The following is a 12,299-nucleotide window of genomic DNA, read 5'->3' as shown; positions in this document are numbered from 1 at the left end:
GCCTCTAAGGTACTTGAAGTACCTTATTGCTCTATGAGAGCCAAGGGCATCAGCTACGACACGGGGTTCATTCACGGCGGGATCTCGCGGGAGTCGTTCGACCTGGACGTCGTGCGGCGCGAGCTGGCGATCATCCGCGACGACCTGCACTGCAACGCCGTACGCGTCATGGGCGGTTCGCCGGATCGGCTGGAGGCGGCGGCCACGATCGCGGGCGAGTTGGGGCTGGAGGTCTGGTTCTCGCCGTTCGTCTGTGACCTGACGGAGGCCGAGATGCTCGACCTGCTCCACGACTGCGCCTCGCGGGCGGAGCGGGTGCGCCTGCGGGCCGGCGCCGAGGTCGTCTTCGTGGCCGGGGGCGAGCTCACGCTGACCAACCACGGCTTCCTGCCGGGCGACACGATCGAGCAGCGGCTCGCGCTGCTGAACGACCCGGCGACGCTGCGGTCGGCGATGCGAGAGGCACGCAAGCGGCTCGATGCGTTCCTGCGTCGGGCTGTGGCGGCGGTGCGCGAACGGTTCGGCGGCAAGGTGACCTACGCGGCGATCCATCCGCTGGAGGGCATCGACTGGGAGCCGTTCGACTTCGTTTCGATCGACCTCTATCGCACGGCCGAGGTGGCCGACCGGATCGAGCTGGGCGTACGGCACCTGGTCTCGCGGGGCAAGCCGGTGGCGATCACGGAGTTCGGCTGCGCGACGTACAAGGGCGCGGCCGATCTGGGTGCTCGGGCCGGCGAGATCGTCGAATGGTCCGAGGGCGGCGTGCCGATCCGGCTGGACGGCGAGTACGTGCGCGACGAGGCGGCGCAGGCCGCCTGCGTGCGTGAGCTGCTGGAGATCTTCGACGCTGCCGGGGTCGACTCGACGTTCGTGTTCACGTTCGCCGCGCACGCCCTGCCGCACCGCGACGGAGACCCGCGCGACGACCTCGACCTGGCGTCGTACGGCATCGTCAGGGTGCTCGAAGGTCGTGACGGCGAGACCTACCCGGGGCTGGAGTGGGAGCCGAAGGCCGCGTTCGCCGCGGTGGCCGGCTGCTATCGCGGGTGAGCTTTCCCCACCCCGGGCGACATGCTTGCGCCGGCTTGGTTAGGCTGCCCTAACATGTCTCGCGAGCAACTGATCGACACGTGGGTGTGCGCTGCCGCCCTGGCTGACTCTCGGCGTGGGGAGCTGGCCAGGTTGGTGGACGCCTCGCGAGCGACCTGGGGTGGCGCGCCGGCGGTCGCCGCCGCTCTGTTGTGGAAGCAGTACGCCTGGTATCTCGTTGACACCGCCTTGTGTGGTTGGTTTTCCGGCTCGGTGCCGGACCTCGCCCTGGATGTCGTCGAGGTCCGGTTCCGGGGCGTCGCGCCGCACGTGGAGGTGCGTGCGCCGGGAGTGCTCGAGGTGCCGGCGCGTTCGGACGTGGAGTTCGCCCGCTGGTTCGGCGCCGAGGTCGTCAAGGGGCATTTGACGCCGGTCCTGGAGTCGCTGCACGACCTGACCCGGGCCGGCAGCCGGCTGCTGTGGGGTTCGGTGGCGCATGCGCTCGCGGAGCCGCTGGCGGAACGCATGCCCGAGCCGGCCCGGACCGTACCGGCGCTGCTGTCGCGGCTGGGGCCACCGCTGGACGGGCTGATCGAGGTTGGCACCGGCGGTGCCGCGGTGGTGCGGCGGACCTGCTGCCTGGCGTTCCGCTGTGATGATCCGGTGATCTGCGGCTACTGCCCGATCCGCCGGGCGGACTGCGCACCGCTCGCACGCCAAGTGTTTTGAGGTCGTCTGGCGGGAACGTAGAGGACTATGACCGCAATCATCATCGTGATGCTGACGATTGTGACGATCGCCGCCGCTGTCATCGCCTTCGTGTCGTTCCCCGAGAACGCGCCGATCCACGGCCCGCTCGTACGAGACCGGGAGTGGTGGGAGGACTAGACGACGCGCTCTGCAGGGCGCTTGCTCGTCCAGGAGAGCTTCAGAACGAGCGGCTCATCGACACCAGCCACGGGATCGCCACCGTGACCGTCGGCAGGACGAGCACGGTCGCCGCGGCCAGATAAGTCAAGGCTGCCAGCAGGTGGTGTGACTCCGCCGGTTCGCGCAGGCGATGCAGCCGCGCCAGCGTTCCCGTACCCGAGGCCGCCAAGCCCCCGCACCCCGCCGGCGCGCCCGCCAGTGTCACCAAGGCCCGGGCGAGCGGCACCGCGCCGACTCGGCGGCGGGCGGCGTCGTCGGCGAGCATCTCGACGAGGAGGCTGCTGTGCTCCAACGGTGTACGACCGCGGGCGAAGCCGGGGAACGCCTCGCGCAGTGCCGTGAACGCCTCCAGCACCAAGTCGTGACGGGCTCGCAGGTGTGCACGTTCGTGCGCAAGCACTGCCACCAGTTCGTGCGTCGACAGCTTCTCCAGCGCGCCCGACGACAACACCACACGGGCGTCGCGCAGGCCGGGGACGCAGTAGGCGAACGGCGTCTGCTCGGCCAGCACGCGCAGCTCAGGATCCTGGACGTCCGGGCTCGCCACCAGGTCGACGAGCTCGCGGTGCCGGCGCCGCCTGGCTCGCGTCCGCACCGCGACCTTCACCGCCGACCACGCCAGGCGGGCGGCGATCACGCACGTCAGCGCGGTGATCAGGCTGTGCAGGACGACCTCGCCGATCCCGTACCTCGGTGAGAGCAGGGCCTCCATGCCGAGCGCGAGCCCCGCGCCCAGCGCCGCGAGCACGGCGGCCAGCGCGAGTGCCTGCCACAGCACGATCGACGCGCGAGGGACGTGCCTGGTCCACCTGGCCCGCGCCAGCAACGCGGGTACGGGGCCGGCGAGCAGCAGGGCGAGCACACCCAGGATCGCTGCCGTCATGGGCGTCTACCGTTTGCCTTTGGTGGGTTTGACCGCCGGCCCGTCGAGGTCGGGCTTCGACTCCAGCGCGGCCAGCGCCTCCCGCAGTGCCTTCGCCTCGTCGGCGCTCGCCTGGTCGACGAACCGGACGAGGGCGGCTTCGCGGCTGGCGCGGTTGCCGGCGGCATCGAGCGCCTCGCGCATCAGGTCGGCGACCAGCTGGTCCTTGCCGGAGGCCGCTTGGTAGCGGTACGCACGGCCGTCGCGTACCCGGTGGACGACGCCCTTCTTGGCAAGCCGGTCGAGCACGGTCATGACCGTGGTGTAGGCCAGATCACGTTCGACGGCCAGCGCCTCGTGCACGTCCCGTACGGTGACCGGGCCGGAGGCGGCCCAGATCTGGTCCATAACGTCGCGTTCGAGATTCCCCAGCCTTGCCATGGAGATCATCCTACGTGCGGTAGTAGAGAACTGCTCGGCGGTGACCGAATTCGGCGCGGCCGAGGTCGACCGGGTATGGTCTGTCGCGATGTCGACTACAGCAATGCAGCCGACGGCGACCGTGAGTGGCGAAACTACGGTCGAGCCCGGTGTATCCGATGCTCCTGCACGCAAAAAGACCCGCGATCCCTTCTTCGACAACGCGAAGTTCCTGGCCATTGTGCTCGTCGTGGCCGGGCACGCGATCGAACCCCTGCGTGACGTGCCGGCCGCGCACGCGCTCTACCTGTTCCTGTACATGTTCCACATGCCGGTCTTCATCCTCATCGCCGGCTACTTCTCCAAGGGTTTCCCGTCGTCCAGCGACAAGGTACGCAAGCTGGTCACCGGGCTGCTCGTCCCGTTCGTGATCTTCCAGCTGGCGTACGTTCTGTACGCCCGGCTGGCCGGACGTGACGCGGATCTCACCCTGCTCGATCCGTACTACCTCGCCTGGTTCCTGCTGGCGCTGTTCGCCTGGCGCGCCTCGACCCCGCTGTGGAAGCGGGTGCGCTGGCCGGTGGCGATCGCCGTCGCGATCTCGGTGCTCGCCGGTACGCAGGAGCTCGTCGACTCGCTCAGCCTCGGCCGGATCCTCAGCCTGCTTCCGTTTTTCGTGGTCGGCCTCTGCCTGAAGCCCGAGCACTTCCAGCTGCTGCGGCGCCGGGCGGTCCGGATCGCGGCCGTGCCGGTGTTCGCAGGCGGGGTCGCCATGGCGTTCTGGGCGCACACCAGGATGAGCCTGGACTGGATCTTCTGGCGCAACGACAACGACTACCTCGCGGTCGACGACCTGATCGGCAGCGCGATGCGGATCGGCATGCTGGCCTGCGCGGGGCTGCTGGTTGCTGCGTTCCTCGCGCTCGTACCCGCGAAGCACTACTGGTTCAGCAAGCTCGGCTCGCGCACGCTGTACGTCTATCTGCTGCACGGTTTCGTCGTGAAGGGCGCGATCTACCTCGGCCTGCTCGATTCCCGGTGGCTGCACAGCCTGTGGGGGATCGCGCTGGTGGCCACGAGTGGTGCCGTGCTGGCGTTGCTGCTGTCGGCCAACATCGTCCGGCGGCTCACGCGGTGGGCGGTCGAACCCTCGATGCGCTGGGTCTTCCGGTAAGCGGCACACTGTCGGCATGAACGCAGACGGTACGCACGCCGACGAACTCGTTGTCGCTTGTGGCGCTGCCGCCAAGCGGGCTTCCGGCTCGCTGGCCGGCGTGCCGGACCAGACCGTCGACGCCGCGCTGATGGCGATGGCCTCGATGCTGGAGGCTTCTCGTACGACCGTGTTGGCCGCGAACGCCGAGGACGTCGCGGCCGCGGAGGCGTCCGGCATGAGCGGTGCGCTGCTCGACCGGCTCAAGCTGTCCGACGAGCGGATCGCCGACATGGCCGCGCAGCTGCGGATCCTGGCGCAGACGCCGCATCCCCAGCTCAGCAAGGTGGTCGAGGAACGCCCGGACGGCTTGCGGCTGCTCGAGCGCCGGCGGCCGGTCGGCGTGATCGGCGCCAACTTCGAGGCCCGGCCGAACGTCACGCTCGACGTGGCGTCCCAGCTGGTGAAGTCGCGCAACGCCGGCGTCCTGCGGACGGGCTCGGCGGCGCTGCGTTCGGCCCAGGCGCTGGTCGAGCACGTGATCGCGCCGGCTCTCGACTCGACCGGCCTGCCCGCCGCGGCGATCCAGCTGGTGCCGGGCGCCGACCGCGAGACGGCGTTCGCGCTCGTACGGCAGCCGTCGCTGATCCCGCTGGTCATCCTGCGCGGCAGCGGCGAGACCACCCGCGTACTCGGGGAGGAGGGCGCGCGGCACGGCGTCCGCACGCTTGCCCACGCCGACGGTGGCGGTGTGCTCTACGTACACGCCGGCGCCGACCTGGCGAAGGCCCGCGAGCTGGTGACCAGCAGCCTCGACCGGCTCGGGGTCTGCAACCGGCTCAACCTGCTGCTGATCGACAGCGCGTTGTACGACTCGACCGTGACGGACTTCGTGGCGCTGGTGAAGGAACTGGGGATCGAGGCGTCGCTGCCGCCGCACGACCACCCGCGCGGCTACGAATGGGCCCTCGACTCCGACCGAGCAGCGACCGTGACGATCGACCGCGCCGAGGGCCCAGCCGACGCCGCCCGGATCGCCAACGAGGACACCTCCGGCCTCGCCGCGGCGATCGCGACCGAGGACGCGGAGGCGGCCCAGGAGTTCATGGACGCCTACACCGGCACCGGCGTCTTCTGGAACGCGACGACGCGCCTGCTGGACGGCTTCAAGCTGTTGAGGCTGCCGGAGACAGGCATCAACATCGACCGCGTACCGGGACCGCGCGGGCCGGTGACGTTCCAGGACCTCTACCTGCGCCAGTACGTCGTCGTGCCGGCTTAAGGGAGCGCGCACGCGCCCAAGGCGCTGAGCAGCACTGCCTCGTCCCTGCGGCCCGCGAGCAAGGTCTGGGCCAGCTGGGTGCCGACCAGGGCGACCAGGCCCACGGTGCGGGCGCGCCCAGCCGGTCCGGTGAAGCGCGCCGCCGTCCAGCCGGCGCCTGCCCCGAGCGCGGTCACCACGGCTCGGTGCGCGATGTCGCGCGTCAGGGCGGACCCCAACGAGCTCTCCGGACCCTCGTCGATCAGCCGGGCCGCGTCGTCCGACGGGGCACGGACCGCGATCGCAAGGGCGGGGGCGAGGTCGGTGAGCAGGTTGACCAGCAACAGCTGTCGAGCATGGCGCGACACGGCATGACGAACATCACTACGAGCTGTAGTACTACATCTCGTAGTATGACGACATGGATGTGCTGGACCTGGCTCGGTGGCAGTTCGCGGTGACCACCGTCTACCACTTCTTCTTCGTGCCCGTGACCGTCGGCCTGTCCGCCATCGTCGCCGGTTTGCAGACGGCGTGGGTGCTCCGCCGCAAGGAGCGCTACCTGCGCCTCACCAAGTTCTTCGGCAAGCTGCTGATCATCAACTTCGCGATGGGCGTCGTCACCGGGCTGGTCCAGGAGTTCCAGTTCGGCATGAACTGGAGCGCCTACTCGGTCTTCGTCGGTGACGTGTTCGGCGTTCCGCTCGCGATCGAGGGCCTGCTCGCGTTCTTCCTCGAGGCGACGTTCCTCGGCCTCTGGATCTTCGGCTGGGACCGCCTGCCCAGGGCGATCCATCTAGCCTGCATCTGGATCGTCGCGATCGGGACGCAGATCTCCGCGTACGTCATCCTGGCCGTCAACGCGTGGATGCAGCATCCCGTCGGCTACCGGATCAACCCGGAGACGCAGCGGGTCGAGCTCACCGACGCAGGGGAGATGCTCACCAACCCCGCGGCGATCTCGGCCGGCCTGCACACCGCGACCGCGTGCTTCCTCACCGGTGGTGCGCTGGTCGCGGGCGTGGCGCTGTGGCAGTTGGCTCGCAGGCGCACGCCGGACGGCGACCGGCCGGCCTTTCGTACGGCCGCGCTGGTCGGCTGCGGAGTCGTGCTGCTGTCCTCGGTCGGCTTCGCCGTCACCGGCGACCAGCAGATGAAGCTGATGACCCGCGAGCAGCCGATGAAGGTGGCAGCCGCGGAGGCGTTGTTCTCGACCGAGAGCCCGGCCGCGTTCTCGCTGATCACGATCACCACACCCGACGGCCGCCAGGAGGTGTGGAGCGTCAAGGCGTCACACATCCTGTCGTTCCTCGCGACCGGCGCATGGGACGGAGAGGTCCGGGGCATCAACGACCTGCAGGCGCAGTACGCCGAGAAGTACGGCCCCGGCGACTACGTGCCGAACGTACAGGCGACGTACTGGAGCTTCCGGCTGATGATCGGTTCCGGGGCGCTGACGGCCGCGCTCGCACTGCTCGGGCTGTACCTCATGAAGCGCCGCCCACTGTGGCTGCACAACCGCTGGGCCAGGCGCGCCGCGCTCACGTTGCCGTTCCTGCCGCTGCTCGGCAACACCACCGGCTGGATCTTCACCGAGACCGGACGCCAACCCTGGCTGGCGTTCGGCCTCTTCAAGACCGCTGACGGCGTCTCACCCGGCACGAGTCTCGCCGAGGTGGCGCTGTCGCTCGCGGTCTTCACCATCCTCTACGGCGGCCTGGCCGTCATCGAGCTCGGCCTGCTGCGCCGTGCCGCGAACGAACTGCCTCCGGCCGTACCAGCGAAGCAGCCGGACGACGAGGACCCCAAGCCGGCTGTGGCTTTCTCGTACTAGGAAGAGAGGAGAACGATGGAGCTCACGACGCTGTGGTTCGGCCTGATCGCGTTCTTCTGGACCGCCTACTTCGTGCTGGAGGGGTTCGACTTCGGCGTCGGCATGCTGTCGGCGCTGCTCGGCCGCGACGAACGGGAGCGCGGCGCCCTGCTGTCGACGATCGGACCGGTCTGGGACGGCAACGAAGTCTGGCTGGTGGTCGCGGGCGGTGCGATGTTCGCGGCGTTCCCGGGCTGGTACGCCGAGCTCACCAGCTCGAACTACCTCGCGCTGCTGGCGATCCTGGTCGCGCTGATCGTGCGCGGTGTGGCGCTCGAGTACCGCGGCAAACGGGACGAGCCGCACTGGCGGCGCAACTGCGACCTGGCCGTCGCCGTCTCGTCGGCCGTGCCGCCGTTCCTGTGGGGGCTCGTCCTGTCCGGCTCGGTGCTCGTCGGGCTGGTCCTGCTGGCGTTCTGCCTGCTGCACGGGTGGACGTTCCTGCGGCTGCGCACCGGCGGGCCGCTGCGTGAGCGGCTCGGCCGACGCGGCGCGGAAGGGCCGGCGTTCGCCGCCACCACCGTGGCGATCGCGGCGTTCACGGCCGGACTGTTCGCCGTCCTCTACGACCCGGAGTTCGTCGAGCAGTTGGCGTCGCCGGCGTACGGGCTGCGCGTGCTCAGCTGGGCCGCGCTGTTCTGCGTGCCGATGGTGATCGCCTACCAGGGTTGGAGTTACTGGGTCTTCCGCAAGCGGGTGCACGCATGAGACCGCTCGACCCGCGGCTGATCCGCTACGCACGTACGACCGCGATCTACGTCGCCGGCTGCGCCGCGATCGGAGCGGTGACGGGTGCGCTGGTGATCGCGCAGGCGTTCCTGCTGACCGACGCCGTGGTCTCGGTCTCGCTCGCGGGGCTCCCGTTGCTCGCGGCGGTCATCGCCGGACGGGCCTTGCTGGCCTGGCTGCAGGAGGTGCTGGCGCACCGGTCGTCGGCCGCCGTCAAGGCGGCACTGCGCCGGCAGGTGCTGCGGCGGTCGGTCGAGCTCGGCCCGGTCTGGCTGGCCGGCGAGAGGCGGTCGGCTCTGACCACGTTGCTGACCAGCGGGCTGGACGCGCTCGACGACTACTTCGCGAGGTACCTTCCGCAGTTGGTGCTCGCGGTGGTCGTACCCGCGTCGGTCGTCGCCGTCCTGTTCACCACCGACCTGGTGTCGGCGCTCACCGTGGCGCTGACGCTGCCGCTGATCCCGGTGTTCATGGCGCTGGTCGGGCTGGCCACGTCGGCACACACCAGGCGGCGCTGGCGGTCGCTGGAGCTGCTGGCGCACCACTTCGCCGACGTCGTGGCCGGGCTGCCGACGCTGAAGATCTTCGGCCGGGCGAAGGCACAGGCAGCCGCCGTCCGGGCGGTGTCCGACAGCTACCGGCGCGAGTCGCTCGGAACGTTGCGGATCGCGTTCTTGTCATCGCTCGTGCTGGAGCTGCTGGCGACGCTGTCGGTCGCGCTGGTCGCGGTCGGCGTGGGCGTGCGACTGGTCGAGGGCGAGCTCGACCTGCGTACCGCCTTGCTGGCTTTGATCCTGGCGCCGGAGGCCTATCTTCCGCTGCGGCTCGTGGGCACGCACTACCACGCGAGCGCGGACGGGCTCGCCGCGGCGGAGGAGGCGTTCCGGATCCTCGAGACGCCCGCTCCGCAACGGTTTCCGGCCGTCGCTCGCCGCGCGGACACGGCGCTGGTCGTGTCCGGCCTGGAGGTCCGGTACGCCTCACAGAGCGAGCCTGCGGTACGCAACCTGTCGTTCCGCGTGCGTCCGGGCGAGATCGTCGCGCTCACCGGTCCGAGCGGTTCCGGCAAGTCGAGCACGCTGTCGGCGATCCTGGGATTCGTCCAGCCGGCCGGCGGAACCATCGAGTCCGGTCGCGCCGCGTGGGTGCCACAGCGGCCGTACCTCTTCCGGGACACGATCGCCGGCAACGTCAGGCTGGGTTCGCCACAGGCCAGTCCCGCGGAGGTGAGAGCGGCGCTGGTGGCCGCCGGTGCCGGCGACCTCGATCCGGACCGGCCGATCGGCGAACGCGGCGAAGGGTTGTCGGCCGGGCAGGCGAGACGGGTGGCGCTGGCCCGGGCGCTGGTCGGCGGGCCGGACCTGCTGCTGCTCGACGAGCCGACGGCAGGGCTCGACCCGGACACCGAACACGACGTCGCCGGGACGCTCGACGGGCTTCGCCAACAGGGCAAGGCGATTCTGCTGGTCTCGCACCGTCCCGCACTGCTCGAACTGGCGGACGCGACATGCGCGGTCGGCTGAGCCTGGGCGTGGCCGCGGCCGCGGTCGCCGGTGTCGCGGCGGCGGGGTCCGCCGTCGCCCTGCTGGCGACCGCGGCCTGGCTGATCGCCACCGCGGCCGGGCAGCCGCCCGTTCTCACCCTGATGGTGGCGATCGTCGCGGTCCGGGCGTTCGGTCTCGGCCGCGGCGTGCTGCGTTATGCCGAACGACTGCTGGCACACGACGTGGCGTTTCGCAGGCAGGCCGAGCTCCGGGTCACGGCCTACCGGCGGCTGGAACGCCTCGCGCCGGAAGGCCTGTCGGAGTATCGATCCGGCGATCTGCTGTCGCGACTGGTGTCGGACGTCGACGCCGTTCTCGACCGCATCGTGCGGGTGCTGCTGCCGTTCACCGTCGCCGCTGTCGCCGGTGCGGCGACGGCGGCCCTGCTCGCGCTGGTGCTGCCGGTCGCGGGCGCGGCGGCCGCGATCGGGCTCGGATGTGCGCTCGTGGTGGTGCCGTGGCTGGTGTCCCTGGCAGGCCACCGGGCCCAGCAGGCAGTGGCGCCCGAGCGTGGCGCGCTGGCGGCTCAGGTCAAGGGCGTGCTGGACGGTGCGGGGGAGCTGCTGGCCTACGACGGGACGACCCGGGCACTGGCCGAGGTCGAGGCGGCCTCTACGCGACTGCGAGAGGCTGAGGCCGCGCAGAGCTGGCGTACAGGGCTCGGCAACGGCTTGCTGGTTCTCGTGATCGGCGGGATCTCCCTCGCGGGGCTGGGCTTCGGGGTTCCGCTGGTCCGTTCCGGTGCGCTCGGCCAGGTGCTGCTCGCGGTGGTCACGCTGACCCCGCTCGCGCTGGTGGACGTGCTCGGAGGCATCCCGCTCGCCGCGGCGGTCGCCGGCCGGGTCCGGCCCGCGCTGGCCCGGGTCGGTGCCGTCATGATCGCGCCCGACCCCGTCCCCGAGCCTGCCCACCCCGGGCCGCTGCCGGAACCGCCGTACCACCTCAGGGTGGAGGGCGTCGGCGTGCCCGGGCGGCTCGCTCCGCTCGACCTCGACCTGCCGCCGGGTGCGGGCGTCGTCCTGGCCGGTCCGAGCGGCTCGGGCAAGACCACGCTGGCGCAGGTGCTGGTACGGCTCCTGGAACCGGCGAGCGGCCGGGTGCGACTGAACGGCGTGGACGTCCGCGACCTGGCCGGCGACGACGTACGCCGGGTCGTGAAGCTGTGCGAGCAGGAGGCGCACGTCTTCGACACGACGCTGCTGGAGAACGTCCGGCTGGCCCGGCCGGCCGCCACGGACGCGGAGATCCGGGACGCGCTGCGCCGGGCCCGGCTGCTGGACTGGGCGTCGGCGCTGCCGGACGGGCTCGCGACGCGCGTCGGCGAGCACGGCGAACGCCTCTCCGGCGGCGAGCGGCGCCGGCTGGCGCTGGCCCGCTGCCTGCTGGCCGACGCGCCGGTGCTGATCTTCGACGAGCCCACCGAGCACCTCGACGACCGGACGGCGGGGGAGCTCACGGAGGAGCTGCTGGCGCTCGCGCCGGAGCGTACTGTCCTGCTGATCACCCACCGTGCGACTACTAGGCTGAACGGGTGCAACAGGATGGTGAACGTGGCGTTTTCGTCGTTTTCGAAGGACTCGACGGGGCAGGAACGACAACCCAGGTCAACCAGCTCGCCGGCTGGCTCGTGGAGCGCGGCCTCAGCGTCGAGTTGACGCACGAGCCGTCGACCGGTCCGATCGGCGGGCTGATCAGGTCCACGCTCGAGGGCCGGGTCGTGTTCGACGCTTCCTCGCTGGCGTTGCTGTTCGCCGCCGACCGGGTGGACCATCTGTTCAACACCGTCCACGGCGTCACGTCGTTGCTCGCGAAGGGGCGGTCGGTGGTCACCGACCGGTACGTCCTGTCGTCGCTGGCGTACCAGACCTCGCAGGGGCTGCCGATGGAGTGGGTCGCGCAGATCAACGGGCGCGCGATCGCGCCCGACGTCACGGTGTTCCTCGACACCGGCGTGGAGGAGTGCCTGGCGCGGATCGGACGGCGCAGCTCGCGGGAGGATCTGTTCAACCAGCGTGAGGAGCTCCAGGCGATCGACGCCATCTACCGGCAGGTGCTCCCGCGGGAGGAGTTCACCGGCCGGCTGGTCATGATCGACGGGCGGTCCGACGTCGAGACGGTGGCCAAGCAGGTACGCGAGGAGCTCGCGGGCTTCTTTCCGGCGGCCTAGGTTTCGAAGCGTTCGACGGTCGGAGTGGTGCCGGGCTTCCACAGCGCCATGATGGCCTCGAGCGCGGCGGGGTCGCGGGTGCGTTCGGCCTCCATGTGCTTCTCCAGCAGCTCCTGGTTCGCCCAGCGCTCGAGTAGCACGAACCTGTCAGGCGTGTCCACGCTCTGGAGTAGCTCGTACTGCTCACAGCCTTCGTCCCGGATCGCGACCGCCTGGACGGCTTTGAAGGCGGACGCGAAGTCGGCTGCTCTGCCCGGCGCGACATCGATGGTGATGAGATGGCGAATGGCCATGGACTGCCTCCCTGCTCGAGTTGCCAGGTGCATCT

The 12,299-nt window shown here is 70.5% G+C and carries 13 protein-coding genes and 1 pseudogene; 10 read left to right on the top strand and 4 right to left on the bottom strand.

Going from position 1 to position 12,299, the window contains the following annotated elements; all coding sequences use genetic code 11:
- Positions 1-33: 33 nt before the first annotated feature.
- From ACYVF6_RS32030 to ACYVF6_RS32020, 3 genes are read left to right on the top strand one after another with little or no spacing between them, the layout of a single operon-like run.
- Positions 34-1,053, top strand: coding sequence for a hypothetical protein (locus ACYVF6_RS32030; protein ID WP_460526476.1), 1,020 nt, complete (start codon positions 34-36; stop codon positions 1,051-1,053).
- A 54-nt stretch (positions 1,054-1,107) separates the two neighbouring features.
- The gene (locus ACYVF6_RS32025) at positions 1,108-1,761 is read left to right on the top strand and encodes a hypothetical protein (RefSeq protein ID WP_460526474.1); all 654 of its coding nucleotides are present in this window, start codon (positions 1,108-1,110) and stop codon (positions 1,759-1,761) included.
- A 27-nt stretch (positions 1,762-1,788) separates the two neighbouring features.
- Positions 1,789-1,920, top strand: coding sequence for a hypothetical protein (locus ACYVF6_RS32020; RefSeq protein ID WP_460526472.1), 132 nt, complete (start codon positions 1,789-1,791; stop codon positions 1,918-1,920).
- Between the two features lie 40 nt (positions 1,921-1,960).
- Here the strand turns inward: ACYVF6_RS32020 and ACYVF6_RS32015 are convergent, their stop codons facing one another.
- Both ACYVF6_RS32015 and ACYVF6_RS32010 read right to left on the bottom strand, forming a co-directional pair.
- Positions 1,961-2,845, bottom strand: a complete 885-nt coding sequence (locus ACYVF6_RS32015; RefSeq protein WP_460526470.1) for a M56 family metallopeptidase — start codon at positions 2,843-2,845, stop codon at positions 1,961-1,963.
- A 6-nt stretch (positions 2,846-2,851) separates the two neighbouring features.
- On the bottom strand, positions 2,852-3,265 hold the full coding sequence (locus ACYVF6_RS32010) for a BlaI/MecI/CopY family transcriptional regulator (RefSeq protein WP_460526468.1): 414 nt from the start codon (positions 3,263-3,265) through the stop codon (positions 2,852-2,854).
- Positions 3,266-3,353: 88 nt separating this feature from the next.
- Between ACYVF6_RS32010 and ACYVF6_RS32005 the strand changes: the two genes are divergently transcribed.
- The gene (locus ACYVF6_RS32005) at positions 3,354-4,418 is read left to right on the top strand and encodes an acyltransferase family protein (RefSeq protein WP_460526466.1); all 1,065 of its coding nucleotides are present in this window, start codon (positions 3,354-3,356) and stop codon (positions 4,416-4,418) included.
- 16 nt (positions 4,419-4,434) lie between these two features.
- Positions 4,435-5,679, top strand: a complete 1,245-nt coding sequence (locus ACYVF6_RS32000) for an aldehyde dehydrogenase family protein (RefSeq protein ID WP_460526464.1) — start codon at positions 4,435-4,437, stop codon at positions 5,677-5,679.
- Here the strand turns inward: ACYVF6_RS32000 and ACYVF6_RS31995 are convergent.
- On the bottom strand, positions 5,676-6,026 hold the full coding sequence (locus tag ACYVF6_RS31995; RefSeq protein ID WP_460526461.1) for a cation transporting ATPase C-terminal domain-containing protein: 351 nt from the start codon (positions 6,024-6,026) through the stop codon (positions 5,676-5,678). The two genes, ACYVF6_RS32000 and ACYVF6_RS31995, sit on opposite strands and share 4 nt — an antisense overlap.
- Positions 6,027-6,079: 53 nt before the next feature.
- On the opposite strand from ACYVF6_RS31995, the gene ACYVF6_RS31990 reads away from it, so the two are divergent.
- The 5 genes and pseudogenes from ACYVF6_RS31990 to tmk form a co-directional block, all read left to right on the top strand.
- Positions 6,080-7,492: a cytochrome ubiquinol oxidase subunit I gene (locus tag ACYVF6_RS31990; protein WP_460526459.1), complete on the top strand. Its 1,413-nt coding sequence runs from the start codon at positions 6,080-6,082 to the stop codon at positions 7,490-7,492.
- Positions 7,493-7,507: 15 nt separating this feature from the next.
- On the top strand, positions 7,508-8,239 hold the full coding sequence (gene cydB / locus ACYVF6_RS31985; RefSeq protein ID WP_460526457.1) for a cytochrome d ubiquinol oxidase subunit II: 732 nt from the start codon (positions 7,508-7,510) through the stop codon (positions 8,237-8,239).
- Positions 8,236-9,783 (top strand): ABC transporter ATP-binding protein/permease, encoded by a 1,548-nt coding sequence (gene cydD / locus ACYVF6_RS31980; RefSeq protein ID WP_460526455.1) that lies wholly within the window; start codon positions 8,236-8,238, stop codon positions 9,781-9,783. The genes cydB and cydD overlap by 4 nt, the downstream gene beginning before the upstream one ends.
- Positions 9,768-11,459, top strand: a complete 1,692-nt coding sequence (gene cydC, locus ACYVF6_RS31975) for an amino acid ABC transporter ATP-binding/permease protein (protein WP_460526453.1) — start codon at positions 9,768-9,770, stop codon at positions 11,457-11,459. The genes cydD and cydC overlap by 16 nt, the downstream gene beginning before the upstream one ends.
- Positions 11,414-11,971: pseudogene (gene tmk / locus ACYVF6_RS31970) on the top strand (dTMP kinase); the annotation flags it as partial. The gene cydC and the pseudogene tmk, both read left to right, overlap by 46 nt.
- On the opposite strand, the gene ACYVF6_RS31965 reads toward tmk, so the two are convergent.
- Complete coding sequence (locus tag ACYVF6_RS31965; protein WP_460526451.1) at positions 11,968-12,264, bottom strand: putative quinol monooxygenase; 297 nt, start codon at positions 12,262-12,264, stop codon at positions 11,968-11,970. The pseudogene tmk and the gene ACYVF6_RS31965 sit on opposite strands and share 4 nt — an antisense overlap.
- Positions 12,265-12,299: the final 35 nt, after the last annotated feature.

This window comes from Flindersiella endophytica (genome assembly GCF_054779015.1).
This window is presented reverse-complemented; position numbering and strand designations above follow the sequence as displayed.

Bases quoted from the DNA above. Each gene is read 5' to 3' on its own strand.
- ACYVF6_RS32025 (WP_460526474.1), top strand. From the start codon at position 1,108: ATGTCTCGCGAGCAACTGATCGACACGTGGGTGTGCGCTGCCGCCCTG.
- ACYVF6_RS32000 (WP_460526464.1), top strand. From the start codon at position 4,435: ATGAACGCAGACGGTACGCACGCCGACGAACTCGTTGTCGCTTGTGGC.
- ACYVF6_RS32005 (WP_460526466.1), top strand. From the start codon at position 3,354: ATGTCGACTACAGCAATGCAGCCGACGGCGACCGTGAGTGGCGAAACT.
- cydC (WP_460526453.1), top strand. From the start codon at position 9,768: ATGCGCGGTCGGCTGAGCCTGGGCGTGGCCGCGGCCGCGGTCGCCGGT.
- ACYVF6_RS32010 (WP_460526468.1), bottom strand. From the start codon at position 3,265: ATGGCAAGGCTGGGGAATCTCGAACGCGACGTTATGGACCAGATCTGG.
- ACYVF6_RS32020 (WP_460526472.1), top strand. From the start codon at position 1,789: ATGACCGCAATCATCATCGTGATGCTGACGATTGTGACGATCGCCGCC.
- ACYVF6_RS31965 (WP_460526451.1), bottom strand. From the start codon at position 12,264: ATGGCCATTCGCCATCTCATCACCATCGATGTCGCGCCGGGCAGAGCA.
- ACYVF6_RS32030 (WP_460526476.1), top strand. From the start codon at position 34: ATGAGAGCCAAGGGCATCAGCTACGACACGGGGTTCATTCACGGCGGG.
- ACYVF6_RS32015 (WP_460526470.1), bottom strand. From the start codon at position 2,845: ATGACGGCAGCGATCCTGGGTGTGCTCGCCCTGCTGCTCGCCGGCCCC.
- cydD (WP_460526455.1), top strand. From the start codon at position 8,236: ATGAGACCGCTCGACCCGCGGCTGATCCGCTACGCACGTACGACCGCG.
- cydB (WP_460526457.1), top strand. From the start codon at position 7,508: ATGGAGCTCACGACGCTGTGGTTCGGCCTGATCGCGTTCTTCTGGACC.
- ACYVF6_RS31990 (WP_460526459.1), top strand. From the start codon at position 6,080: ATGGATGTGCTGGACCTGGCTCGGTGGCAGTTCGCGGTGACCACCGTC.